Genomic DNA, 16,818 nt, shown 5'->3' on the forward strand with positions numbered 1-16,818 from the left:
AACCCGTGGACTTCGGAGTGGTGTTCCAGTGTGATCCGCCCGCGTCCGCGGTGGTGGAGCTCGGGCGCAAGGCCGAGGAGGCCGGGTTCGACTACGTCTGGACGTTCGACTCGCACCTGCTCTGGCAGGAGCCGTTCGTCATCTACAGCCAGATCCTGGCCGCCACCGAACGCGTCGTCGTCGGCCCGATGGTGACGAACCCTGGCACCCGCGACTGGACCGTGATCGCGTCGCAGTTCGCCACCCTGAACGAGATGTTCGGCAATCGCACGGTCTGCGGGATCGGCCGGGGCGACTCGGCGTTGCGCACGCTCGGGTCCAAGCCGGGCACGATCACCGAGCTGAAGCAGTGCGTCGAGGTCGTCCGCGAACTCGCGGAAGGCCGGACGGTCGAGTACCGCGGCCAGCAGCTCAAGTTCAGTTGGGTCGAGGACGGCAAGCTCGAGGTCTGGGTCGCGGCGTACGGGCCGAAGGCGCTGCAGGCGACCGGCGAGGTCGGCGACGGCTACATCCTCCAGCTCGCCGACCCCGACATCGCCGCCTGGATGATCTCCGCCGTACGCCGCTCCGCCGAGCAAGCCGGCCGTGATCCCGGCAAGATCACCTTCTGCGTCGCAGCCCCGGCGTACGTCGGAGACGACCTGCAGCACCAACGCGACCAGACCCGCTGGTTCGGTGGAATGGTCGGGAACCACGTCGCCGACATCGTCGAGCGCTACGGCGCCGATGGTGGCGTGCCGAAGGCATTGACCGACTACATCGCCGGCCGCAAGGGCTACGACTACGCCGAGCACGGGCGGGCGGGCAACACCCACACCGATTTCGTGCCCGACGAAGTCGTCGACCGCTTCTGCGTCCTCGGCCCGGTCGAGAACCACCTGGCCCGGCTGGAGGAACTGAAGGCGATCGGTGTCGACCAGTTCGCCCTGTACCTCCAGCACGACGCCAAGGAGGAGACGCTCGATGCCTATGGCAAGAGCGTCATCCCCGTCGTCAACGGATGATGTTGACCGTCACCGCGGTCGAGCTGGTGTTGCCCGCCGTGTCGGTGGCGATCGCTGTCACCGTGTGCGCGCCGACCGACTTGGTGGCGCTCCAGTTGTAGTTGTACGGCGACGACGTGTCGGTCTTGAGTGTCGTCGTGCCGTCCTTGAAGACGACCTTCGCCACCCCTGATCCGCCGGTGTCGGTGGATGTCGCCGCCAGCGGGACCGTCGCACTCCGCCGGTACGTCGAGTTGTTCGCCGGGCTGGTCAGGGTGAGCGCGGGTGCGACCGCGTCGATCCTGATCTGCTGCGACTTGGCCGTCTCGGCATGGCCGTCGACGTCCGTCGAGTAGTACTTGACCGTCGCCGTCGCGGCGAGTGGGAACGGCCCGGTGTAGGTGACCGCGGTCGCGCTCGTCACCGGGTTGGTCCCGTCGGTCGTGTACCGCGTGCTCGCGATCGCCGAGCCGTCCGCATCGGTCGCGGTCAACCCCACGGTCACCGGGCTGGTCAGGTTCCAACCGGTGGTACAGGTCGCGCCGTTGCAGTTGATGCTGGTGACCGGTGCGCTGGCCGGCGGCGGTCCTCCGCCTCCCATCACCTCGCCGACCGTCTTGACGACGGTGCCGGACGCCTCGCGCGCCTTGAGCCAGTCGAGGAAGGCCGTGAAGGTCGTCGGGCTGAACGAGCTGTCGCCGGTACAACCGTCCGAACAGATGCCATGGAAGCTGAGCACCACCCAGCCACCGCCATGAGTCTCGGCCTGCGTGACGTACTTCTGCATCGTCGCCAGCGTCGTGCTGGACTCAGCGGAGTCAGGTCCGCGCAGGGCGAAGGCGTCCACGGGCGGGATCGTCTCGGCGTAGTCACAGTCGCCGCAGTCCGGGCCCCTGATGTCGCCGACGGTGCGGGCACTGGAGTAGCCGCAGCCTTGGACGACCGACTTGGCTGTGTTGTTGTAGTCGGCCTCGGGATAGGCGAACGAGGCCGGCGCCGGGAACCCCTGCGCGATCAGGGCCGACCGGTCGTTGCAGACCTCGGTCGTCGCCGTCGCCCGGCTGACAGTGGTCAGGTTGACGTGGTGCAGGGTGTGCCCGCCGATCTCGTTGCCGGCGTCGCCGATGGTGTGGACCTGCGGCCAGGTCATGTAGTACGACGAGGTGCCGACCATCGCCGAATTGATGTAGAAGGTGCCCTTCAGCCCGCGGGACTGCAGCATCGGCACGGTGGTGACGTGTGAGGCCAGGCCGTCGTCGAAGGTCATCGTGACGATGGTGTTGGTGGCGGCCGCGGCCGGTTGCCCGGTCGCGATGAGTGATGCGGCCAGCAGGGCGAGCGCCCCGAGCATGGCAAAGCGATGTCGCATGGAAAATCCCCCCATTGCTCCCCGGTCCCCACTTCTGCCCCCAGGGGGACCCCCACGCGTCAGAGTACGGCCGCGTGGGGATGCCGACCAGAGCCCGCGGGGGATTGCCCCGCGGATTCACTATGCGGGGCCGTAGGGGAACAGCGTGTCCGGGTCGTAGCTGGCCCGTACCTCCGCCAGCCGGGCGAAAGTTGCCGCGGGCCATGAGGCCTCGTAGGAGCCGGGCACGGTCAGGCCGCCCGCGTAGTTGATGGTGGTCTCGTCGGCCGTCCAAGGACCGAGCGCGGAGAGGATCCCGTCGGCCGCCGTCGGCAGGACCGTTGCGAACAGACTCGGGTCGGGGACTCCAGCCATGAAGAACGTATACGCGCCGCCCCGGCCGCCGACCGCACTGCCTTCCGGTACGTCGCGGTGGGTCGCCCCACCGAGATGACGGATCTCGATCGCGATAAACGGAACTTGCTGGTCCGGCCCCGCGACCTCGAGGAACGTCTTGGCGAACTCCGCGTCGAGCTCGCTCAGCAGCAGGCCGCGATCCCACGACGGACTCGGGTCGGTCGGGTCGTTGTGGATCGTCGCCAGCGCCGTGGTCGGCATCTCGGCGACCGCGTCGATGATGGTCGGGCCGAGGTCCCGGATCGGCTGGAAGAGCCGCTCGCCCTCGGCCGCGTCGCCGACGAAGGCGAACCGCACGCTGATCACGGTCTTGCCGCGCAACGGCTCCGGGATGAACTCCAGCGGGGGCAGCCGCAGGATGGCGAACGACGTGGTCGCCGTCTCGGGCAGCGTCTTGGTCCACTCGATCCAGGCCGGGATCGCGCTCGCGATCTGCGGGGCGTCGAAGAACACCGAGCCGCCGTAGATGGTGGACAGCTCGACGAGCTCGAAGTCCATCGAGGTGACGATGCCGAAGCCGCCCTTGCCGCCGCGGAGCGCCCAGAACAGGTCCGGGTTCTCGGTCGCGCTGGCGGTGACGACCTCGCCTGACGCGATGGCGACGCGGAAGGCACGGGCATAGTCGGAGGAGAATCCGTACGTCCGGGAGAGCGGGCCGAGGCCGCCGCCCAGCGTGTAGCCGATGCAGCCGACGTTGGCCGAGGCACCAGCCACAGGGGTGAGCCCGTGCTCGCCCGCGGCCTCGATCACGTCGGCCCAGCGGCTGCCCGCGTTGATGTGCGCGATCCGGGTCTTGGGATCGACGGTCACGCCGGTGAGTCGCGAGGTGGTGGCGAGGATGCCGTCGGTGACGGGGACGGCGGAGCCGTGGCCGGTGGCGAGCACGCGTACCGGCGTACCGGCTGCTGCTGCGATGCGGACGAGGGCTGCGGCGTCCTCCTCCGAGGTGAGGCCGACGGCGACCTCGGGAGTGTGCTGGGTGCTGAGGACCCAGGCCGCGACCTCCTCGGCGAAGTCGTCGTCGGCCGGGCCCAGGACGGGGCCGGTGATGGAGTCGCGGAGCTGATCGATCAGGGTCATGATGCCTCTCTTGTGCAGGGGGTTACTCGCTGATTCCGGAGCGCTCGACGCCTTCGACGATCCAGCGCTGCAGGAAGACGAACATCACCACCAGCGGCAGGATCGCGACACTGGCCGCGACGAACAGCTGGGGCAGATCAATGGTCTGGGCGGTGAGGAAGGTGGACAGCGCGAGCTGCACGGTCCACGCGGACTGGTCCGGCGCGATCACCAGCGGCCAGAGGAAGGCATTCCACGAACCGATGAATGTGATCGTGGCAATGGCGGCGATGAAGCCCTTCGAGTTCGGTACGACGATCCGCCAGAACGTGCCCCAGTACGCCGTACCGTCCAGCGCCGCGGCCTCTTCGAGCTCGCGCGGGAAGTTGAGGAAGTACTGCCGGAACAGGAAGGTCGCGAACGCCTGGAACAACCCCGGGATGATCAGGCCGCGCAGAGTGCTCACCCAGCCGAGCGACGAGACGAGCACGAAGCTCGGGACGAACGTCACCGCGGCCGGGATGAGCAGGGTCGCCACGATGAAGTAGAAGACCGCATTGGCGTAGCGGAAGGGGATCCGGGCCAGGCCGTAGCCCGCGAGGCCGGAGATGACCAGGACGCCGACCGTCTGGACGACCGCGATCACGAGCGAGTTGACCAGCGACCTGAGCATCGGCACCGCTGGGTTGTTGAACAGATCGGCGAGGTTGCTCCAGTGCAGCGTCGACGGGAACAGCTTCCAGTCCGGGGACGTGATGTCCTGTTCGGTCGACAATCCGTTGCGGATCAGGAGATAGAAGGGCAGCAGGAAGAGGACAGCCCCGATCGCCAGGACGACGTACCGGAGAACGCTGCCGGTCTTGTCGGCGCGCGATCGCTGGATCACCGCCATCTCAGTCCTCCCTCCGGCCGAGTCCGAGGAAGCGTCCTTGGCCGAGTGCGACCAGGGCGATCAGCAGCGTGAGGATGACGGCTCCGGCGCTGCCGTGGCCGAAGTCCTGGCCTTGGCCGAGCGCTGCGTAGTACAGGTAGACGAGGGGCGGACGGGCGTACGGCGGATACTGGCCGGAGCTGGAGAGCAGGTTGTAGAACTCGTCGAAGGCCTGGAACGCGTTGATCAGAAGGAGAAGCAGTACTGCGGTCGAGGTGGCGCGTAGTTGGGGGAGGGTGAGGAAGCGCAGCACCTTCCAGCCGGTCGCGCCGTCGATCGCGGCGGCCTCGTAGAGCGATGGCGAAATCCGTTGCAGCCCGGCGAGGAACAGGATCATGTAGAAGCCGGCCTGCAACCACATGCGGGCGGTGACGATCACCAGCCAGTACCAGGGTGGTTGCGTGACGGAGAGCCAGGGGATCGGGTCGATGCCGAACCAGCCGAGCACGGTGTTCATCAGGCCGAAGCGGACGCCGGAGAAGATCGAGAGCTTCCAGATCAGTGACGCGACGACGTATGAGCAGGCTGTTGGGAGGAAGAAGACCGAGCGGAAGAAGGTCTTGGCGAACCGGGCGCGGTTGACCAGCAGGGCCAGGCCGAGGGACGCGACGAAGGTGGTTGGCACGATGAAGAGCGCGAAGACGACGAAGGTGAGCAGGCTGGACCGGAAGGCGGAGTCCTTCAGCATGTCCAGGTAGTTGCCCAGGCCAACGAACTCCGTCGGCGTGACGGTGTTGTGCGCGTTGAAGAAGCTCAGCCAGATCGACCACAGGATGGGGACGTAGACGAAGACGATCAGCCCCAGCACGAAGGGGCCGACGAAGATGGCGAACCAGAGATTGCGGTCGTACCTTCCGCGCAGTCTGGCCTGGATTGTCGACATCAGCCTGCGACGCGCTTGAGTTCCGCCTCGACGATCGCCTTGACGGCCTTGATCTCGGTGGCCGGGTCGGTGCCGTTCTTGATGATCCGGTTGAGCGCGTCGGAGTACGCGGTGGCGGATTTGGGGGTCCAGAGCAACGGTGTCTGGGCGTGCCCGTTCTCGTTGACGAACGTGACCGCGTCGGCGGCCGGGCCCGACTTCAGTTTGTCCGCCTTCTCGGCCAAGCTCTTGCGGGCCGGGATGTGGAAGCCGTACGACTGGGCGAAGTCGAGCTGGTCCTCGGTCTGGTCCACCCACAGCCACTTGACGTACTTCTTGGCGGCGTCGACGTTCTTCGACTTCGCGGTGACCACTGAACCGTAGGCGCCGACCGGCACGCTGGGCGCTCCGGTCGTGCTGTTCAGCTTGGGCCAGGGCAGGACGCCGAAGTCGTCCGGGAGTGCCTTCTGGATCTGCGGGAAGGTCCACAGCCCGGTGAACTGCATCGCGGTCAGGCCCTGGGTGAAGGCGGACGGGTCGGACCAGTCGGTCGGTGCCCCGAGCAACAAAGCCTTGGAGGTGAAGAGCTCGCGCAGTTTGCGCAGCGACTCGACCGCCGCCGGGTCGTCGAAGCCGAAGGTGTTGTCGTCCTTCAGATAGTCGAGCCCCGCCGACCAGAGCGCGGGACCGCCGAGGATGCCGACGCCGCCGTCGTTGCCGACGAACAGGCCCTTCATCTTGTCGGTGGTCAGCTTCTTGGCGGCCGCGATCAACTCGTCGACGGTGGTCGGCGGCTGGATGCCGGCCTTGGAGAGCAGACTCTTGCGGTAGACGAGAAGCTGCATGTCGGTGACCTGTGGGATCGCGTACAGCTTGCCCTGGTACGTCATCCGCGAGATCAGCGACGGGGTGAAGTCGGCCTTGGTGTCACCGAGCAGATCGGTGAGGTCGACCACCTGGCCGCCCTTGATCATGTCGATGCTGGGGCCGTTGACGTACTCGAAAACGTCCGGCCCGCCGTCGGTGAGCAGCGCCGAGGCAGTCTTCTTGTCGTAGTCGCCCGGCGACCACTGCACGGACACGGTCGCGTCGGGGTAGCTCTTGGCGTACTTCTCCACCGCCTGCTGGGTGCCCGCTTCGCCGTACTGGTGGTACCACTGCGCGAGGGCCGGCTTGCCGCCTGAGGAGCCGCTGTCCGAGGCCCGCCCGGTGTTGGAGCCGCAGCCCGCTACCGCCATCGCGGCCAGCCCGCCACCCACGGCCAGGAACTTCCGACGGTTGAATCCACCCGCGCTTGGCATCCCGTAGTACCTCCGCAATCCCGGCGCGGTCCCACGAGCCGCGCAGCCCTCCGACCCTACGACCGCCAGGGGGTGACGTCGCGGCATTTCAGGTGGTGAAAAACCCACTTCCTCGGCAGGATTTCTCCGTTAAGCTTCATGCCATGTTCGATCCCCGTGCCTAGAGCGCGCTCGCACTCGCCGAGCCCATTTCGCACCCCGCTCCGCTGACGGAGCCGGGGCTCTCTAGGAGCGCCTTCACATGCCTGGCACCACTCGTGCCGGGAGCTACCGCGACGTCCTGCTGCTGCCGCACGCGCTACGCACCTTCGTGCCCGCGCTGTTCGGCCGACTGTCGTACGGCCTGCTCCCGCTCTCTGCCCTGTTCACCATCCAGCAATCGACCAACTCCTTCGCCACCGCCGGCGCCGCCGTAGCAGCCTTCGGCCTGGCGTCCCTCTCGATGCCACTGAAGGCGCGCCTCGTCGACCGCTTCAGCCAACGCCGCGTCCTCCCGGTCCTGGCCTTGCTCTGCGCACTCGGCCTGGGCCTGGTGGCCTCAGCCCGTACTACGAACGCCGCGTTGCTGGTGACCCTCGTCGGTGTCACCGGCGTCTTCGCGCCGCCACTCGGCCCCTCCATGCGAGCCACCTGGCGACTCATCACCGAGGGCACAGAACTCAAGCAACGCGCCTACGCCCTCGACGCGATCTGCGAGGAATCGCTGTACCTGGGTGGGCCGCTCATCGCGGGACTCCTGATCAGCTTCTGGTCCGCACCGGCCGCGTTGAGTTGTGCGGCTGTGCTGATGGTCGTCGGCACCCTCGGGATGGTGGCGACGCCAGTGGCCCGGCATGTCGCTGAGCAACAGACCAAGGGCCGCTTCCTCGATCCGGGTCCGTTGGCCAACAGCGGGCTGCGGCGGATCCTGCTGCTCATCTTCTTCGTCGCCGGAGGCGTGAGCGTCGCCTACGTCTGTGTGGCAGGGATGGCGCAGCGTGAAGGGCAGGCGGGGACAGCAGGTTTCGTCGAGGCGGCCATTGGCCTCGGCAGCGTCATCGGCGGGCTCATCTGGGCTCGCCGTACCCACCGGCGCTCGCACTGGACCCACCTGTCCGGCCTGATCGCACTACTCGCGAGCGCCTTTCTGATGGCTTCGCTGGCAGGCAACTTGATCGTGCTCGGTGTCGTGATGGCTGTGGGCGGCCTGGCGGTCGCACCGCTCTTCGTCGTCTCCTACCTGGCCGCTGACGACCTGACCCCGCCACACCAGCGCACTGAGGCAAGTACCTGGATCAACACCATCAACAACCTGGGCAGTTCGGCCGGCTCCTCCATGGCCGGCCTGGCAATAGACCGCACCACTCCCGCGCACGGATTCCTGGCCGCAGCGCTGCTGCTGGCGTGCGTAGTACTGGTGGTTATGCGTCCGAGAGGCGGGCGATGGTGGCGCTGGCTCGGCGGACTATCGGGACTGGGCCGGCGGGGAGGACGTCGCCGATGAAGGTGTAGTGGCGGAGGATGTCGGGGTCGACGTCGCCGGGGCGGGAGCGGCTGTGGTCGCGGACCCAGTCGATGATGTCGCCCCAGCCGGGGGCTGCCAGGGAGCCGCCGAAATGCTGGACCGACAGGCCGGCGCAGAGGTTGCCGAAGGCAAGGCGGTGGGCCAGGGGCCAGCCGCGGAGAGTGCCTAGGACCAGGGAGGCCAGGAAGACGTCGCCTGCGCCGGTGGGGTCGTAGGAGCGGACTGGGAGGGCCGGGATGTGCTCCTCCTCGCCGGTCAGGGAGTCGATGGCCAGTACGCCGTCGGAGCCGTTGGTCACGACAGCGAGGGGGACCCGCTCGGCCAGCTTGTGGAGAGCAGCCTTCGGGGTGTCGGTGCGGGTGTAGGCCATCGCCTCACCCGCATTCGGCGTGAAGGCGTGGAAGCCCTCCAGTACGTCGAGGACGGCGGGGGACCAGGATTCGGTCGGGTCCCAGCCGACATCTCCGAACAGCAAGGCGCCTGACTCGCGTGCCTCGGCGGTCCAGCTCGGCAACTCCTCGGCGACCGGCACGATCGCGGACCGCGTCCGCAGGCCCGGGCCGACCAGCTTGCTCGGGTCGCCCGGCGCGTCGTGCGCATGGGTGACCATCGCCCGGTCCCGGTCGATCGACATCGACACGGTCACGGGTGAGTGCCAGTGGCCGATCCGACGCGAATGCGACAGGTCGACGCCCTCCTGGTCGGCGAGGGTGCGCCAGCAGAAGTCGGCGTACACGTCGTCGCCGAAGACGGCGGCCAGGCCGCTGTTCAGGCCGAGCCGGCTGGCGGCGATGGCGAAGTTCGCGACACCGCCGGGGCAGGATCCCATCCCCTCGGCGAAGATCTCGGTCCCGGTGGTCGGGGCGGACTCCAGGCCGGTCAGCACGATGTCCAGGAACACGGTCCCCTGTACGAACACGTCGTAGCAGTCCGGCTCGTCCTTCACGGTGACCTGCTCCTTCGGGTGATCTGTCGGTGGCTGATGATGTGCTGTCCTTCGTAGCATCATCGACCGGCCATCACCATGGATTTGGGAGGAACGCGATGAGTTCTGGGGTGTGTTCGTGATCCCGACCTGGATCGGCGTGATCGGCGTGATCGCGACCGTGCTGAGCCCGTTCATCGCGCTCGGCGGGGTCGCGCTGGGCGGCTACCTGAGCCGCAAGGCCGACCGCGAGCTGGACACCTGGCGGCACCGCGAGGAGACCATGCGGATGGTCCGCTGGGCGGTCGAGCAGATCCTCGACGGCGACGAGGCCGGTACGGACGCCGGAGTGGTGACGCTGCGCTCACTGATGCGATCGGAACTGTTACAACCCGAGGACTACGACCTGGTGGCCGCGCTGACGGCCGCCGTGGCGATCGACCGGATCGGCTCGGCCGCGTACGCTGATATTGCCGAAGAGGGCGCGGACGTGATCGAGGGAGACAGTGCCGATGGGTGAGAAGAAGACCGTCAAGGTCTCCCGCCAAGCGGTCGAGCTGGCCCGCTTGCACGTGGAGGCGGCCCGCAAGGCCGGCCGCAAGCCCGACGCGGGCGTGGCGCGGATCGCGAGCGCGCGACCCGAGACCGGCCCTGGCGCACCGGCTCCTGCCTGACCAGTACTACGTACGCGGGCCGGCTGCGGCGTCCCGTCGTACCGGAGCAGCTACACCGCTTAGCGGACGGTGCGGCATGCCTAGTCGGAGCACGCTGGTGGAGCACCTACACTGATCGACGGCCGCTCCGGTGACGCGCTGGTGGTTAACTGTGCGGCACTCCCTGTTCCCGACCACGGCCGGAATCTCACGTGATCCGCTTCGAGAATGTTTCCAAGACGTACGAGGGCCAGTCCAAGGCTGCCCTGCTGAACGTCGACGTCGAGATCGAGAAAGGCGAGTTCGTCTTCCTGGTCGGTACCTCTGGGTCCGGCAAGTCGACGTTCCTGCGCCTCGTCCTGCGCGAGCACCGGACCACCAAGGGTCACATCATGGTGGCGGGCAAGGACCTGAACCGGCTGGCCAGCTGGCGGATCCCGCAGATGCGCCGGCAGATCGGCACTGTCTTCCAGGACTTCCGGCTGCTGCCGAACAAGACCGTCGCGGAGAACGTCGCCTTCGCCCTGCAGGTGATCGGCAAGCCGCGCTCGCACATCCGCAAGACGGTGCCCGAGGTGCTCGAGCTGGTCGGTCTGGACGGCAAGGAGGACCGGATGCCGGACGAGCTGTCCGGCGGTGAGCAGCAGCGGGTCGCGATCGCCCGGGCGTTCGTCAACCGGCCGATGATCCTGATCGCCGACGAGCCGACCGGAAACCTCGACCCCGGCACGTCGGTCGGCATCATGAAGCTGCTGGACCGGATCAACCGGACCGGGACGACCGTGGTGATGGCCACCCACGACGTCTCGATCGTCGACCAGATGCGCAAGCGCGTGATCGAGCTGGAGAACGGCCATGTCGTCCGCGACGAGTCGCGTGGCGTCTACGGCTACCAGCACTGACCGCTGCCTGACCACTGCCGGAACTCGGCTGATACAGGGACTGACTGACTGATGCGCTTGAACTACATCCTCTCCGACCTCGGTATCGGCCTGCGCCGGAACCTCTCGATGACGATCGCCGTCGTGGTCACCATCTGGGTCTCGCTGTCGCTGTTCGGCAGCGCGCTGCTCGCCCGCGAGCAGGTCGACCTGATGAAGGGGAACTGGTACGACAAGATCCAGATCTCGGTCTTCCTCTGCACCAAGGACTCCGGCGGCCGCGGCTGCTCGGGCACCGAGGTGACCACGGAGCAGAAGAACCGGATCAAGCAGGTGATCGAGTCGAACCCGGACACCGCGCCCGAGGGCGTCTTCGGCGAGTCGAAGAAGGAGGCGTTCGACCAGTTCAAGAAGCTCTACAAGGACTCGCCGATCGTCTCCACGGTGACCGAGGACCAGATGCAAGAGTCCTTCCGGGTCAAGCTGAAGGATCCACAGCGCTACCAGAACCTGATCAGCGCGGTGGCCGGGCTGCCCGGCGTCGATACCGTGCAGGACCTGAGACAGTATCTCGATCCACTCTTCAAGGCGCTGAACCAGCTGAAATGGGCCACCCTGGCGGCGGCCGGGTTGCTGCTGGTGGCCGCCCTGATGCAGATCTCCAACACGATCCGGCTGGCGGCGTACGCCCGGAGACGGGAGATCGGGATCATGCGCCTGGTGGGCGCCTCGAACTTCTACATCCAGCTGCCGTTCCTGCTGGAGGCGATCCTGGCGGCGCTGATCGGCGCGGTCCTTGCCTGCGGCACCTTGTGGCTCGGCGTCTTCCTGTTCGTCAAGCGACAGGCCGAGGAGACGTTCCGGGTCTGGCAGTGGGTCGGCGCGGCCGAAACCTTCCGCGCGACGCTCATCATGGTCGTGGTCGGCCTGGTGCTGGCGATCATCCCGACATTCCTGACAACGCGGAAATACCTCAAAGTCTGACCTGGGTGACTTATCGTGCAGTAGCACGTCACCATCACCCATAGCAAGGGGTCGACTGTGGTCCCGCACTTCCCCGGTGCTCGCTCGCGCAAGCGGGAGAGCATCAAGCGAGACGACAGCATCGGCGCCGCCGCCGTACCGAGAAAGCGCTCCGCCAGGCAACGCCTGCGCGGTTCGCCGCATCGGCAGACGGTCATCGCCGCTTGCTGCGTTGTCCTGTCAATGTCCGCCGGAGCACTGGCGGTGGTTCCCTCTGCCCAGGCAGATCCACCGGACCCCGCCGCGAAGAAGAAACAGCTCGACTCGCAGATCAACGCGTCCCGCGCCGACCTGAAGGAATCCACCGACCAGGTCGCCCAGTCCGTTGCCGCGTACAACCAGGCCGAGACGCAGTACAAGGCCGTCCAGGTCCGGTACGCCGTTGCGCAGGGCAAGCTCGCCGCCGCGAAGGCTGCCGACCAAGTTGCCGCTGGCAAGCTCAAGGCGGCCGAGGCTGCGCTGCAGAGTGCCATCGCCGACGTGGACGACGGTGAGCTGGCGATCTACAAGCAGCGCCAACTGGCCGGCCGTGCCGCGCAGTCGGCGATCCAGCAGCAGAACAGCCTGGTCGGGTTGTCGATCGTGCTGCAGGGCGCCTCGCCGGCGGATGTCGCCAGCGGTATTCAGGTGCAGCGCAACGTGTTCGGCATCCAGAGCAACACGATCACCCGGCTGAACGACGCGCAGGCCCAGCTCGCGAACAAGCGGGTCAAGCTGATCGCGGCCGAGAAGACCGTGTCGGCGCAGCGTGCCGAGGCAGCGCAGACGGTGAAGGACGTCACCGCGTTGACGTTGCAGGTCGCCGCCGACAAGGCCGAGGCCGCACGGCTGGCCCAGGCCAAGCTGACGACGTACCAGGCGGCGCAGCGGGACAAGAACGCCGACCTCGCGCAGTACAACTCGCTGGTCTCTGAGCGGAACCGGGTGCAGCGGATCCTGGTCGCCCGGGCGAAGGCGGAGCGGGAGGCTGCGGCCCGTCGCAAGGCAGCCCGCCAGAAGGCCGAGCGGGAGAAGGCGCGCAAGGAGCACCGGCCGCCGCGGAGCATCCCGGACGATCCGCCGGACAACTCGTCGGGGCTGAGCTACCCGATCAACACCTACATCACCTCGCCGTACGGGATGCGGTTCCACCCGATCCTGCACATCTGGAAGCTGCACGACGGCACCGACTTCGGGGCCGGCTGCGGTACGCCGATCCACGCGGCGGCCAGTGGGCGGGTCACGGACAAGTACTACAACGGCGGCTACGGCAACCGGCTGTTCTTGTCACACGGCGTGATCGACGGGTCGTCCATCACGACGGTCTACAACCACTTGTCGAAGTACAACGTCCACGTCGGCCAGCGGGTGAAGAAGGGACAGGTGATCGGGTACGTCGGTACGACGGGCTACTCGACCGGCTGCCACCTGCACTTCATGGTCTACCAGGACGGCAACGTGGTTAATCCGATGAAGTGGCTGTGAGTCATCTGGGATACTGGTCGGATGGTGAAACAGACCGGCCACAAACCGATCGCGCAGAATCGTAAGGCGCGACACGACTACCACATCGACGACGTGGTGGAGGCCGGACTCGTGCTGACCGGGACCGAGGTGAAGTCCCTGCGGCTGGGTCGGGCCTCCCTCGTCGACGCCTTCGCGTCGGTGCGCGGTGGCGAGCTCTGGCTGCAGAACATGCACATCCCGGAGTACACGCACGGCACGTGGACCAACCATGAGCCCCGGCGGACCCGCAAGCTGCTGCTGCACAAGGACGAGATGCAGAAGCTGATCAAGGCGGTCGAGCAGCAGGGCGTCTCGCTGATCCCGCTGGCGCTGTACTTCAAGGACGGTTACGCGAAGGTCGAGCTGGCCACCGGCCGCGGCAAGAAGGACTACGACAAGCGGCACGCCCTGGCCGAGCGCCAGGCCGACCGCGAGGCCCAGCGCGCGCTGAGCGACCGTAGGCGCGGCTAGGGGTCTCGCCAGGGGTTGCTCGGGGCGTCACCCGATGGGGTGGGCGACCTTCGAGGGGCAGGCTGAAGGTATGTCCACTTCAGACCTGCTGGTGACGCCGGCCCAACGGGACCGCGCCGTCGAGATTCTTCAAGAGATGTACGCCGACGGACGCCTGGACCGGTTCGAGTTCGACACCAGGCTGGAACTGGCGCTCAAGTCCCGGACCCGGGCCGAGCTCAACGGCACCTTCGACGGCCTGGTCGCGCGACCCGTACCGACCTTCGCCCCGGCGGCCTTCACCCGGCCGGTCGCGGTCCGGCCGCCGTCGGAGGGGCGGGGGATGGGCCTCGTCACGCACTGGCTCGGGTTCCCCACCTTCTTCGTCGGCCCGGCGCTGGTCGCGGCCAGCGCCGGCAAGCAGAACCCGGTCATCCGCAAACACGCGGTGGAGGCGCTGAACTTCCAGCTCAGCGCCCTCGGCCTCTTCGCCCTGCTCGGCATCGTGACCGGGGTGACCGACGGTTTCACCGGCTTCCTGTTCCCGCTGGTCGGCCTGGTCTGGTTCGTCCTGACCGGCATCGGCGGCATCGCGGCCCTGCTCGGCTCCGAGTTCCGCTACCCCTTCACCCTCCGGATGATCCGCTGAAGGAATCCCACGTGCGGCTGACTGGTTGTACTTGGTAGTGTGGGTGGTCTGCGGTCAGGCCGCAGATGTTTGACAACTCAACAGGGGGTGAACGGTTTCGACTTTGGACGTACGTTCCAAGCGAAGCGGGCCGAGGATCCAGGGTTATCTCGTTAACGATCTCTGGAAAAAATAACTGCCGATGCAAATCGCCAGAGCTTCGCTCTCGCTGCCTGACAGCCTGAGCTAAAAGAAGCGGTCAGCCCGGGGTTGCTTCCGACCCGGTTCCTGGCCTCAGCTAGGAAGCTTGCTTCACTAACCCGGTCGCGGGGTTAGTGCGGGACATTTACAGCGACTGAGCTTGTCAGCAACCCTGTCTGTGGGAGTGCTGGAGCTGAGAAAAGCGACTTACAGACTGCGCCCGGAGAAGTCTTGGAGCGACGCTGAAGGACGCGGGTTCGATTCCCGCCACCTCCACCCCTATGAGTTGAGAAGGCCGGTCCCCTCGGGGACCGGCCTTCTCGCGTGTTCGGTCAGTCGTCCTGGAGGGTGGTGGCGCCGGTCATGATCGCGACGCCTTCGGTCATCGTGTGGGACTGCGGGGTGATGACTCCGGCGCAGCGGCCGAGGCGCTGGATGTGGATGCGGTCGGCCACCTCCCAGACGTGCGGCATGTTGTGGCTGATCAGGATGACGGGTAGTCCGCGTTCGCGGAGTCCCTTGATCATCTCGAGGACTTGTCCCGACTCCTTGACCCCGAGCGCAGCGGTCGGTTCGTCGAGGACGACGACCTTGCTGCCGAACGCGGCCGCGCGGGCGACGGCGACGGCTTGGCGTTGACCGCCGGACAGGGTCTCCACTGTTTGCTGGATGTTCTGGATCGTCTGGATGCCCAGGTCGTGGACGGCCGCCGTGGCCCGGTCGCGCATGCCGCGATGGTCGAGCATGCGGAAGACGCTGCCGAGAATGCCGGCGCGGCGTTCCTCTCTGCCCAGATAGAGATTGCTGGCGATGTCGAGGGCGGGGGCCACGGCCAGTGTTTGGTAGACCGTCTCGATGCCGGCTGCCCGGGCGTCTTGTGGACCGCGGAAGGTGACCGGGACGTCTTCGAGCGTCAGTTGCCCGGCATCGGGGATGAGGGCTCCGGTGAGGCACTTGATCAGCGTGGACTTGCCGGCGCCGTTGTCGCCGATGACGGCGAGTACCTCACCGGCGTACAGGTCGAGGTCGACACCGTCCAGGCCGACCACGCGGCCGAAGGTCTTGATCAGTCCCCGGCCGGACAGGATCGGCGCCCGCAGCCGGGTCGCCTCCGCCGCCGGCTTGGCTGTGACTGTCATGAGCGCACCTTCCTGATCCACTGATCCACCGAGACAGCGACGATGACCAGTACGCCGACCGCGAGCAGCCGGTACTGGGCGTCGACTCCGGCCAGCGACAACCCGATGGTGAACGCCTGCACGATCAGGGCGCCGAGCAGTGTGCCGAGGAGACCGCCGCGGCCGCCGAACAGGCTGGTTCCGCCGATCACGACCGCGGTGATGCTGTCCAGGTTGGCGTCGACGATCGCGTTCGGGCTCGCGGCTCCCGCCCGCCCGATCAGGGCCCAGCCCGCGATCCCGTAGATCAGGCCCGCGACGGCGTAGACGCTGAACAGGACCCGCCGCGAGCGAACTCCGCTGAGCCGCGCCGCCTCCGGGTCGTCGCCGACCGCGTACACGTGCCGGCCCCACGCGGTTTGACTGAGCGCGTACCCGAGAACGAGGTAGAGAGCGATGACGATCAGTACGCCGACAGTGATCCGGAAGCGGCCGATCGCGAAGCCCTCGCCGGTCCAGTTGAGCAGGCCGGGGAGGCGGTTGTTCTGGATGCTTTGACCGCCGGAGTAGAGCAAGGCGATGGCGGTGAAGATGCTCAGAGTACCGAGGGTGACGATGAACGGTGGCAGGCCGATCCGGGTCACCAGGATCCCGTTCAGCGCTCCGGCCGCTAGTCCCAGGACGACACCGGCGGCCAGTGCGAGGCCTGCCGGCCACCCGTTCTGGGCGGCGAGCGTGGCCATCACCATGGTCGACAAGATGGTGATCGCGCCGACCGACAGGTCGATTCCGGCGGTCAGGATGATGAGGGTCTGCCCTACGGCCAGCGCGGCGACCACAGCGGTCTGCTGAACCAGCAGGGACAGTGCGGCCGGGTTGGAGAACCGGCTGTTGATGGCGGTGAAGCACACCACCGTGAGCAGCAGGATGATCGCCGGGCTGAGTGCGGGGTGCTGGTGGAGCAGGTGCTGGATCCGCTGGCTCAGTGTGTGTTCCCGCCGGGCGAGAACCTTCGCGGCGGCCCCTGGGGTCGCACTTTGGACTGTCAT

17 protein-coding genes and 1 other RNA gene are annotated in these 16,818 nt (G+C 67.2%); 10 read left to right on the forward strand and 8 right to left on the reverse strand.

What is annotated here, in order from left to right:
* Nucleotides 1-5: 5 nt before the first annotated feature.
* A complete protein-coding gene (locus OHA70_RS21405) occupies nucleotides 6-1,004 on the forward strand; it encodes a TIGR03842 family LLM class F420-dependent oxidoreductase (RefSeq protein WP_328320305.1) in 999 nt (332 codons plus the stop codon).
* On the opposite strand, the gene OHA70_RS21410 is transcribed toward OHA70_RS21405, so the two are convergent.
* The 5 genes from OHA70_RS21410 to OHA70_RS21430 all read right to left on the reverse strand — a co-directional run bounded on the left by OHA70_RS21410 (nucleotide 994) and on the right by OHA70_RS21430 (nucleotide 6,901).
* Complete coding sequence (locus OHA70_RS21410; RefSeq protein WP_328320307.1) at nucleotides 994-2,352, reverse strand: polysaccharide deacetylase family protein; 1,359 nt, start codon at nucleotides 2,350-2,352, stop codon at nucleotides 994-996. The genes OHA70_RS21405 and OHA70_RS21410 overlap by 11 nt on opposite strands.
* Before the next feature lie 120 nt (nucleotides 2,353-2,472).
* Nucleotides 2,473-3,828, reverse strand: coding sequence for an FAD-binding oxidoreductase (locus tag OHA70_RS21415; RefSeq protein ID WP_328320309.1), 1,356 nt, complete (start codon nucleotides 3,826-3,828; stop codon nucleotides 2,473-2,475).
* A 22-nt stretch (nucleotides 3,829-3,850) separates the two neighbouring features.
* Nucleotides 3,851-4,699 (reverse strand): carbohydrate ABC transporter permease, encoded by an 849-nt coding sequence (locus tag OHA70_RS21420; RefSeq protein ID WP_328320311.1) that lies wholly within the window; start codon nucleotides 4,697-4,699, stop codon nucleotides 3,851-3,853.
* Nucleotide 4,700: 1 nt separating this feature from the next.
* The gene (locus OHA70_RS21425; RefSeq protein WP_328320313.1) at nucleotides 4,701-5,621 is read right to left on the reverse strand and encodes a carbohydrate ABC transporter permease; all 921 of its coding nucleotides are present in this window, start codon (nucleotides 5,619-5,621) and stop codon (nucleotides 4,701-4,703) included.
* Nucleotides 5,621-6,901, reverse strand: coding sequence for an ABC transporter substrate-binding protein (locus tag OHA70_RS21430; RefSeq protein WP_328320315.1), 1,281 nt, complete (start codon nucleotides 6,899-6,901; stop codon nucleotides 5,621-5,623). Before OHA70_RS21430 ends, OHA70_RS21425 begins: the two co-directional genes overlap by 1 nt.
* Nucleotides 6,902-7,142: 241 nt before the next feature.
* Between OHA70_RS21430 and OHA70_RS21435 the strand changes: the two genes are divergently transcribed.
* Nucleotides 7,143-8,384 carry an MFS transporter gene (locus tag OHA70_RS21435; RefSeq protein ID WP_328320317.1) on the forward strand — a complete coding sequence of 414 codons (1,242 nt, stop codon included), beginning with the start codon at nucleotides 7,143-7,145 and terminating at the stop codon, nucleotides 8,382-8,384.
* Here OHA70_RS21435 and OHA70_RS21440 read toward each other — a convergent pair.
* Complete coding sequence (locus OHA70_RS21440) at nucleotides 8,302-9,351, reverse strand: carbohydrate kinase family protein (protein ID WP_328320319.1); 1,050 nt, start codon at nucleotides 9,349-9,351, stop codon at nucleotides 8,302-8,304. The genes OHA70_RS21435 and OHA70_RS21440 overlap by 83 nt on opposite strands.
* Nucleotides 9,352-9,469: 118 nt before the next feature.
* On the opposite strand from OHA70_RS21440, the gene OHA70_RS21445 reads away from it, so the two are divergent.
* From OHA70_RS21445 to ssrA, 8 genes are all read left to right on the forward strand, one after another.
* Nucleotides 9,470-9,850, forward strand: coding sequence for a hypothetical protein (locus OHA70_RS21445; protein WP_328320321.1), 381 nt, complete (start codon nucleotides 9,470-9,472; stop codon nucleotides 9,848-9,850).
* Nucleotides 9,843-10,004, forward strand: coding sequence for a hypothetical protein (locus OHA70_RS21450; RefSeq protein ID WP_328320323.1), 162 nt, complete (start codon nucleotides 9,843-9,845; stop codon nucleotides 10,002-10,004). The genes OHA70_RS21445 and OHA70_RS21450 overlap by 8 nt, the downstream gene beginning before the upstream one ends.
* A 191-nt stretch (nucleotides 10,005-10,195) precedes the next feature.
* Nucleotides 10,196-10,885, forward strand: a complete 690-nt coding sequence (gene ftsE, locus OHA70_RS21455; RefSeq protein WP_328320325.1) for a cell division ATP-binding protein FtsE — start codon at nucleotides 10,196-10,198, stop codon at nucleotides 10,883-10,885.
* Nucleotides 10,886-10,936: 51 nt separating this feature from the next.
* Nucleotides 10,937-11,848: a permease-like cell division protein FtsX gene (gene ftsX / locus OHA70_RS21460; protein WP_328320327.1), complete on the forward strand. Its 912-nt coding sequence runs from the start codon at nucleotides 10,937-10,939 to the stop codon at nucleotides 11,846-11,848.
* Between the two features lie 57 nt (nucleotides 11,849-11,905).
* A complete protein-coding gene (locus OHA70_RS21465; protein ID WP_328320329.1) occupies nucleotides 11,906-13,351 on the forward strand; it encodes a peptidoglycan DD-metalloendopeptidase family protein in 1,446 nt (481 codons plus the stop codon).
* 21 nt (nucleotides 13,352-13,372) lie between these two features.
* Nucleotides 13,373-13,843, forward strand: coding sequence for an SsrA-binding protein SmpB (smpB, locus tag OHA70_RS21470; protein ID WP_328320331.1), 471 nt, complete (start codon nucleotides 13,373-13,375; stop codon nucleotides 13,841-13,843).
* Between the two features lie 70 nt (nucleotides 13,844-13,913).
* A complete protein-coding gene (locus tag OHA70_RS21475) occupies nucleotides 13,914-14,471 on the forward strand; it encodes a DUF1707 and DUF4870 domain-containing protein (protein ID WP_328320333.1) in 558 nt (185 codons plus the stop codon).
* Between the two features lie 83 nt (nucleotides 14,472-14,554).
* Nucleotides 14,555-14,930, forward strand: a transfer-messenger RNA (tmRNA) gene (gene ssrA / locus OHA70_RS21480).
* A 53-nt stretch (nucleotides 14,931-14,983) separates the two neighbouring features.
* Here ssrA and OHA70_RS21485 read toward each other — a convergent pair.
* Together OHA70_RS21485 and OHA70_RS21490 are read right to left on the reverse strand one after the other, a co-directional pair.
* Complete coding sequence (locus OHA70_RS21485) at nucleotides 14,984-15,790, reverse strand: ATP-binding cassette domain-containing protein (protein ID WP_328320335.1); 807 nt, start codon at nucleotides 15,788-15,790, stop codon at nucleotides 14,984-14,986.
* Nucleotides 15,787-16,818, reverse strand: a complete 1,032-nt coding sequence (locus OHA70_RS21490) for an ABC transporter permease (protein ID WP_328320337.1) — start codon at nucleotides 16,816-16,818, stop codon at nucleotides 15,787-15,789. Before OHA70_RS21490 ends, OHA70_RS21485 begins: the two co-directional genes overlap by 4 nt.

It is taken from the genome of Kribbella sp. NBC_00382 (assembly GCF_036067295.1).
Taxonomy (GTDB): domain Bacteria; phylum Actinomycetota; class Actinomycetes; order Propionibacteriales; family Kribbellaceae; genus Kribbella.

What these genes read in the sequence shown, in the direction of transcription:
- OHA70_RS21410 (WP_328320307.1), bottom strand. Translation starts at nt 2,352, where the DNA reads ATGCGACATCGCTTTGCCATGCTCGGGGCGCTCGCCCTGCTGGCCGCA.
- OHA70_RS21415 (WP_328320309.1), bottom strand. Translation starts at nt 3,828, where the DNA reads ATGACCCTGATCGATCAGCTCCGCGACTCCATCACCGGCCCCGTCCTG.
- OHA70_RS21420 (WP_328320311.1), bottom strand. Translation starts at nt 4,699, where the DNA reads ATGGCGGTGATCCAGCGATCGCGCGCCGACAAGACCGGCAGCGTTCTC.
- OHA70_RS21425 (WP_328320313.1), bottom strand. Translation starts at nt 5,621, where the DNA reads ATGTCGACAATCCAGGCCAGACTGCGCGGAAGGTACGACCGCAATCTC.
- OHA70_RS21430 (WP_328320315.1), bottom strand. Translation starts at nt 6,901, where the DNA reads ATGCCAAGCGCGGGTGGATTCAACCGTCGGAAGTTCCTGGCCGTGGGT.
- OHA70_RS21435 (WP_328320317.1), top strand. Translation starts at nt 7,143, where the DNA reads ATGCCTGGCACCACTCGTGCCGGGAGCTACCGCGACGTCCTGCTGCTG.
- OHA70_RS21450 (WP_328320323.1), top strand. Translation starts at nt 9,843, where the DNA reads ATGGGTGAGAAGAAGACCGTCAAGGTCTCCCGCCAAGCGGTCGAGCTG.
- ftsX (WP_328320327.1), top strand. Translation starts at nt 10,937, where the DNA reads ATGCGCTTGAACTACATCCTCTCCGACCTCGGTATCGGCCTGCGCCGG.
- smpB (WP_328320331.1), top strand. Translation starts at nt 13,373, where the DNA reads ATGGTGAAACAGACCGGCCACAAACCGATCGCGCAGAATCGTAAGGCG.
- OHA70_RS21475 (WP_328320333.1), top strand. Translation starts at nt 13,914, where the DNA reads ATGTCCACTTCAGACCTGCTGGTGACGCCGGCCCAACGGGACCGCGCC.
- OHA70_RS21485 (WP_328320335.1), bottom strand. Translation starts at nt 15,790, where the DNA reads ATGACAGTCACAGCCAAGCCGGCGGCGGAGGCGACCCGGCTGCGGGCG.
- OHA70_RS21490 (WP_328320337.1), bottom strand. Translation starts at nt 16,818, where the DNA reads ATGACAGTCCAAAGTGCGACCCCAGGGGCCGCCGCGAAGGTTCTCGCC.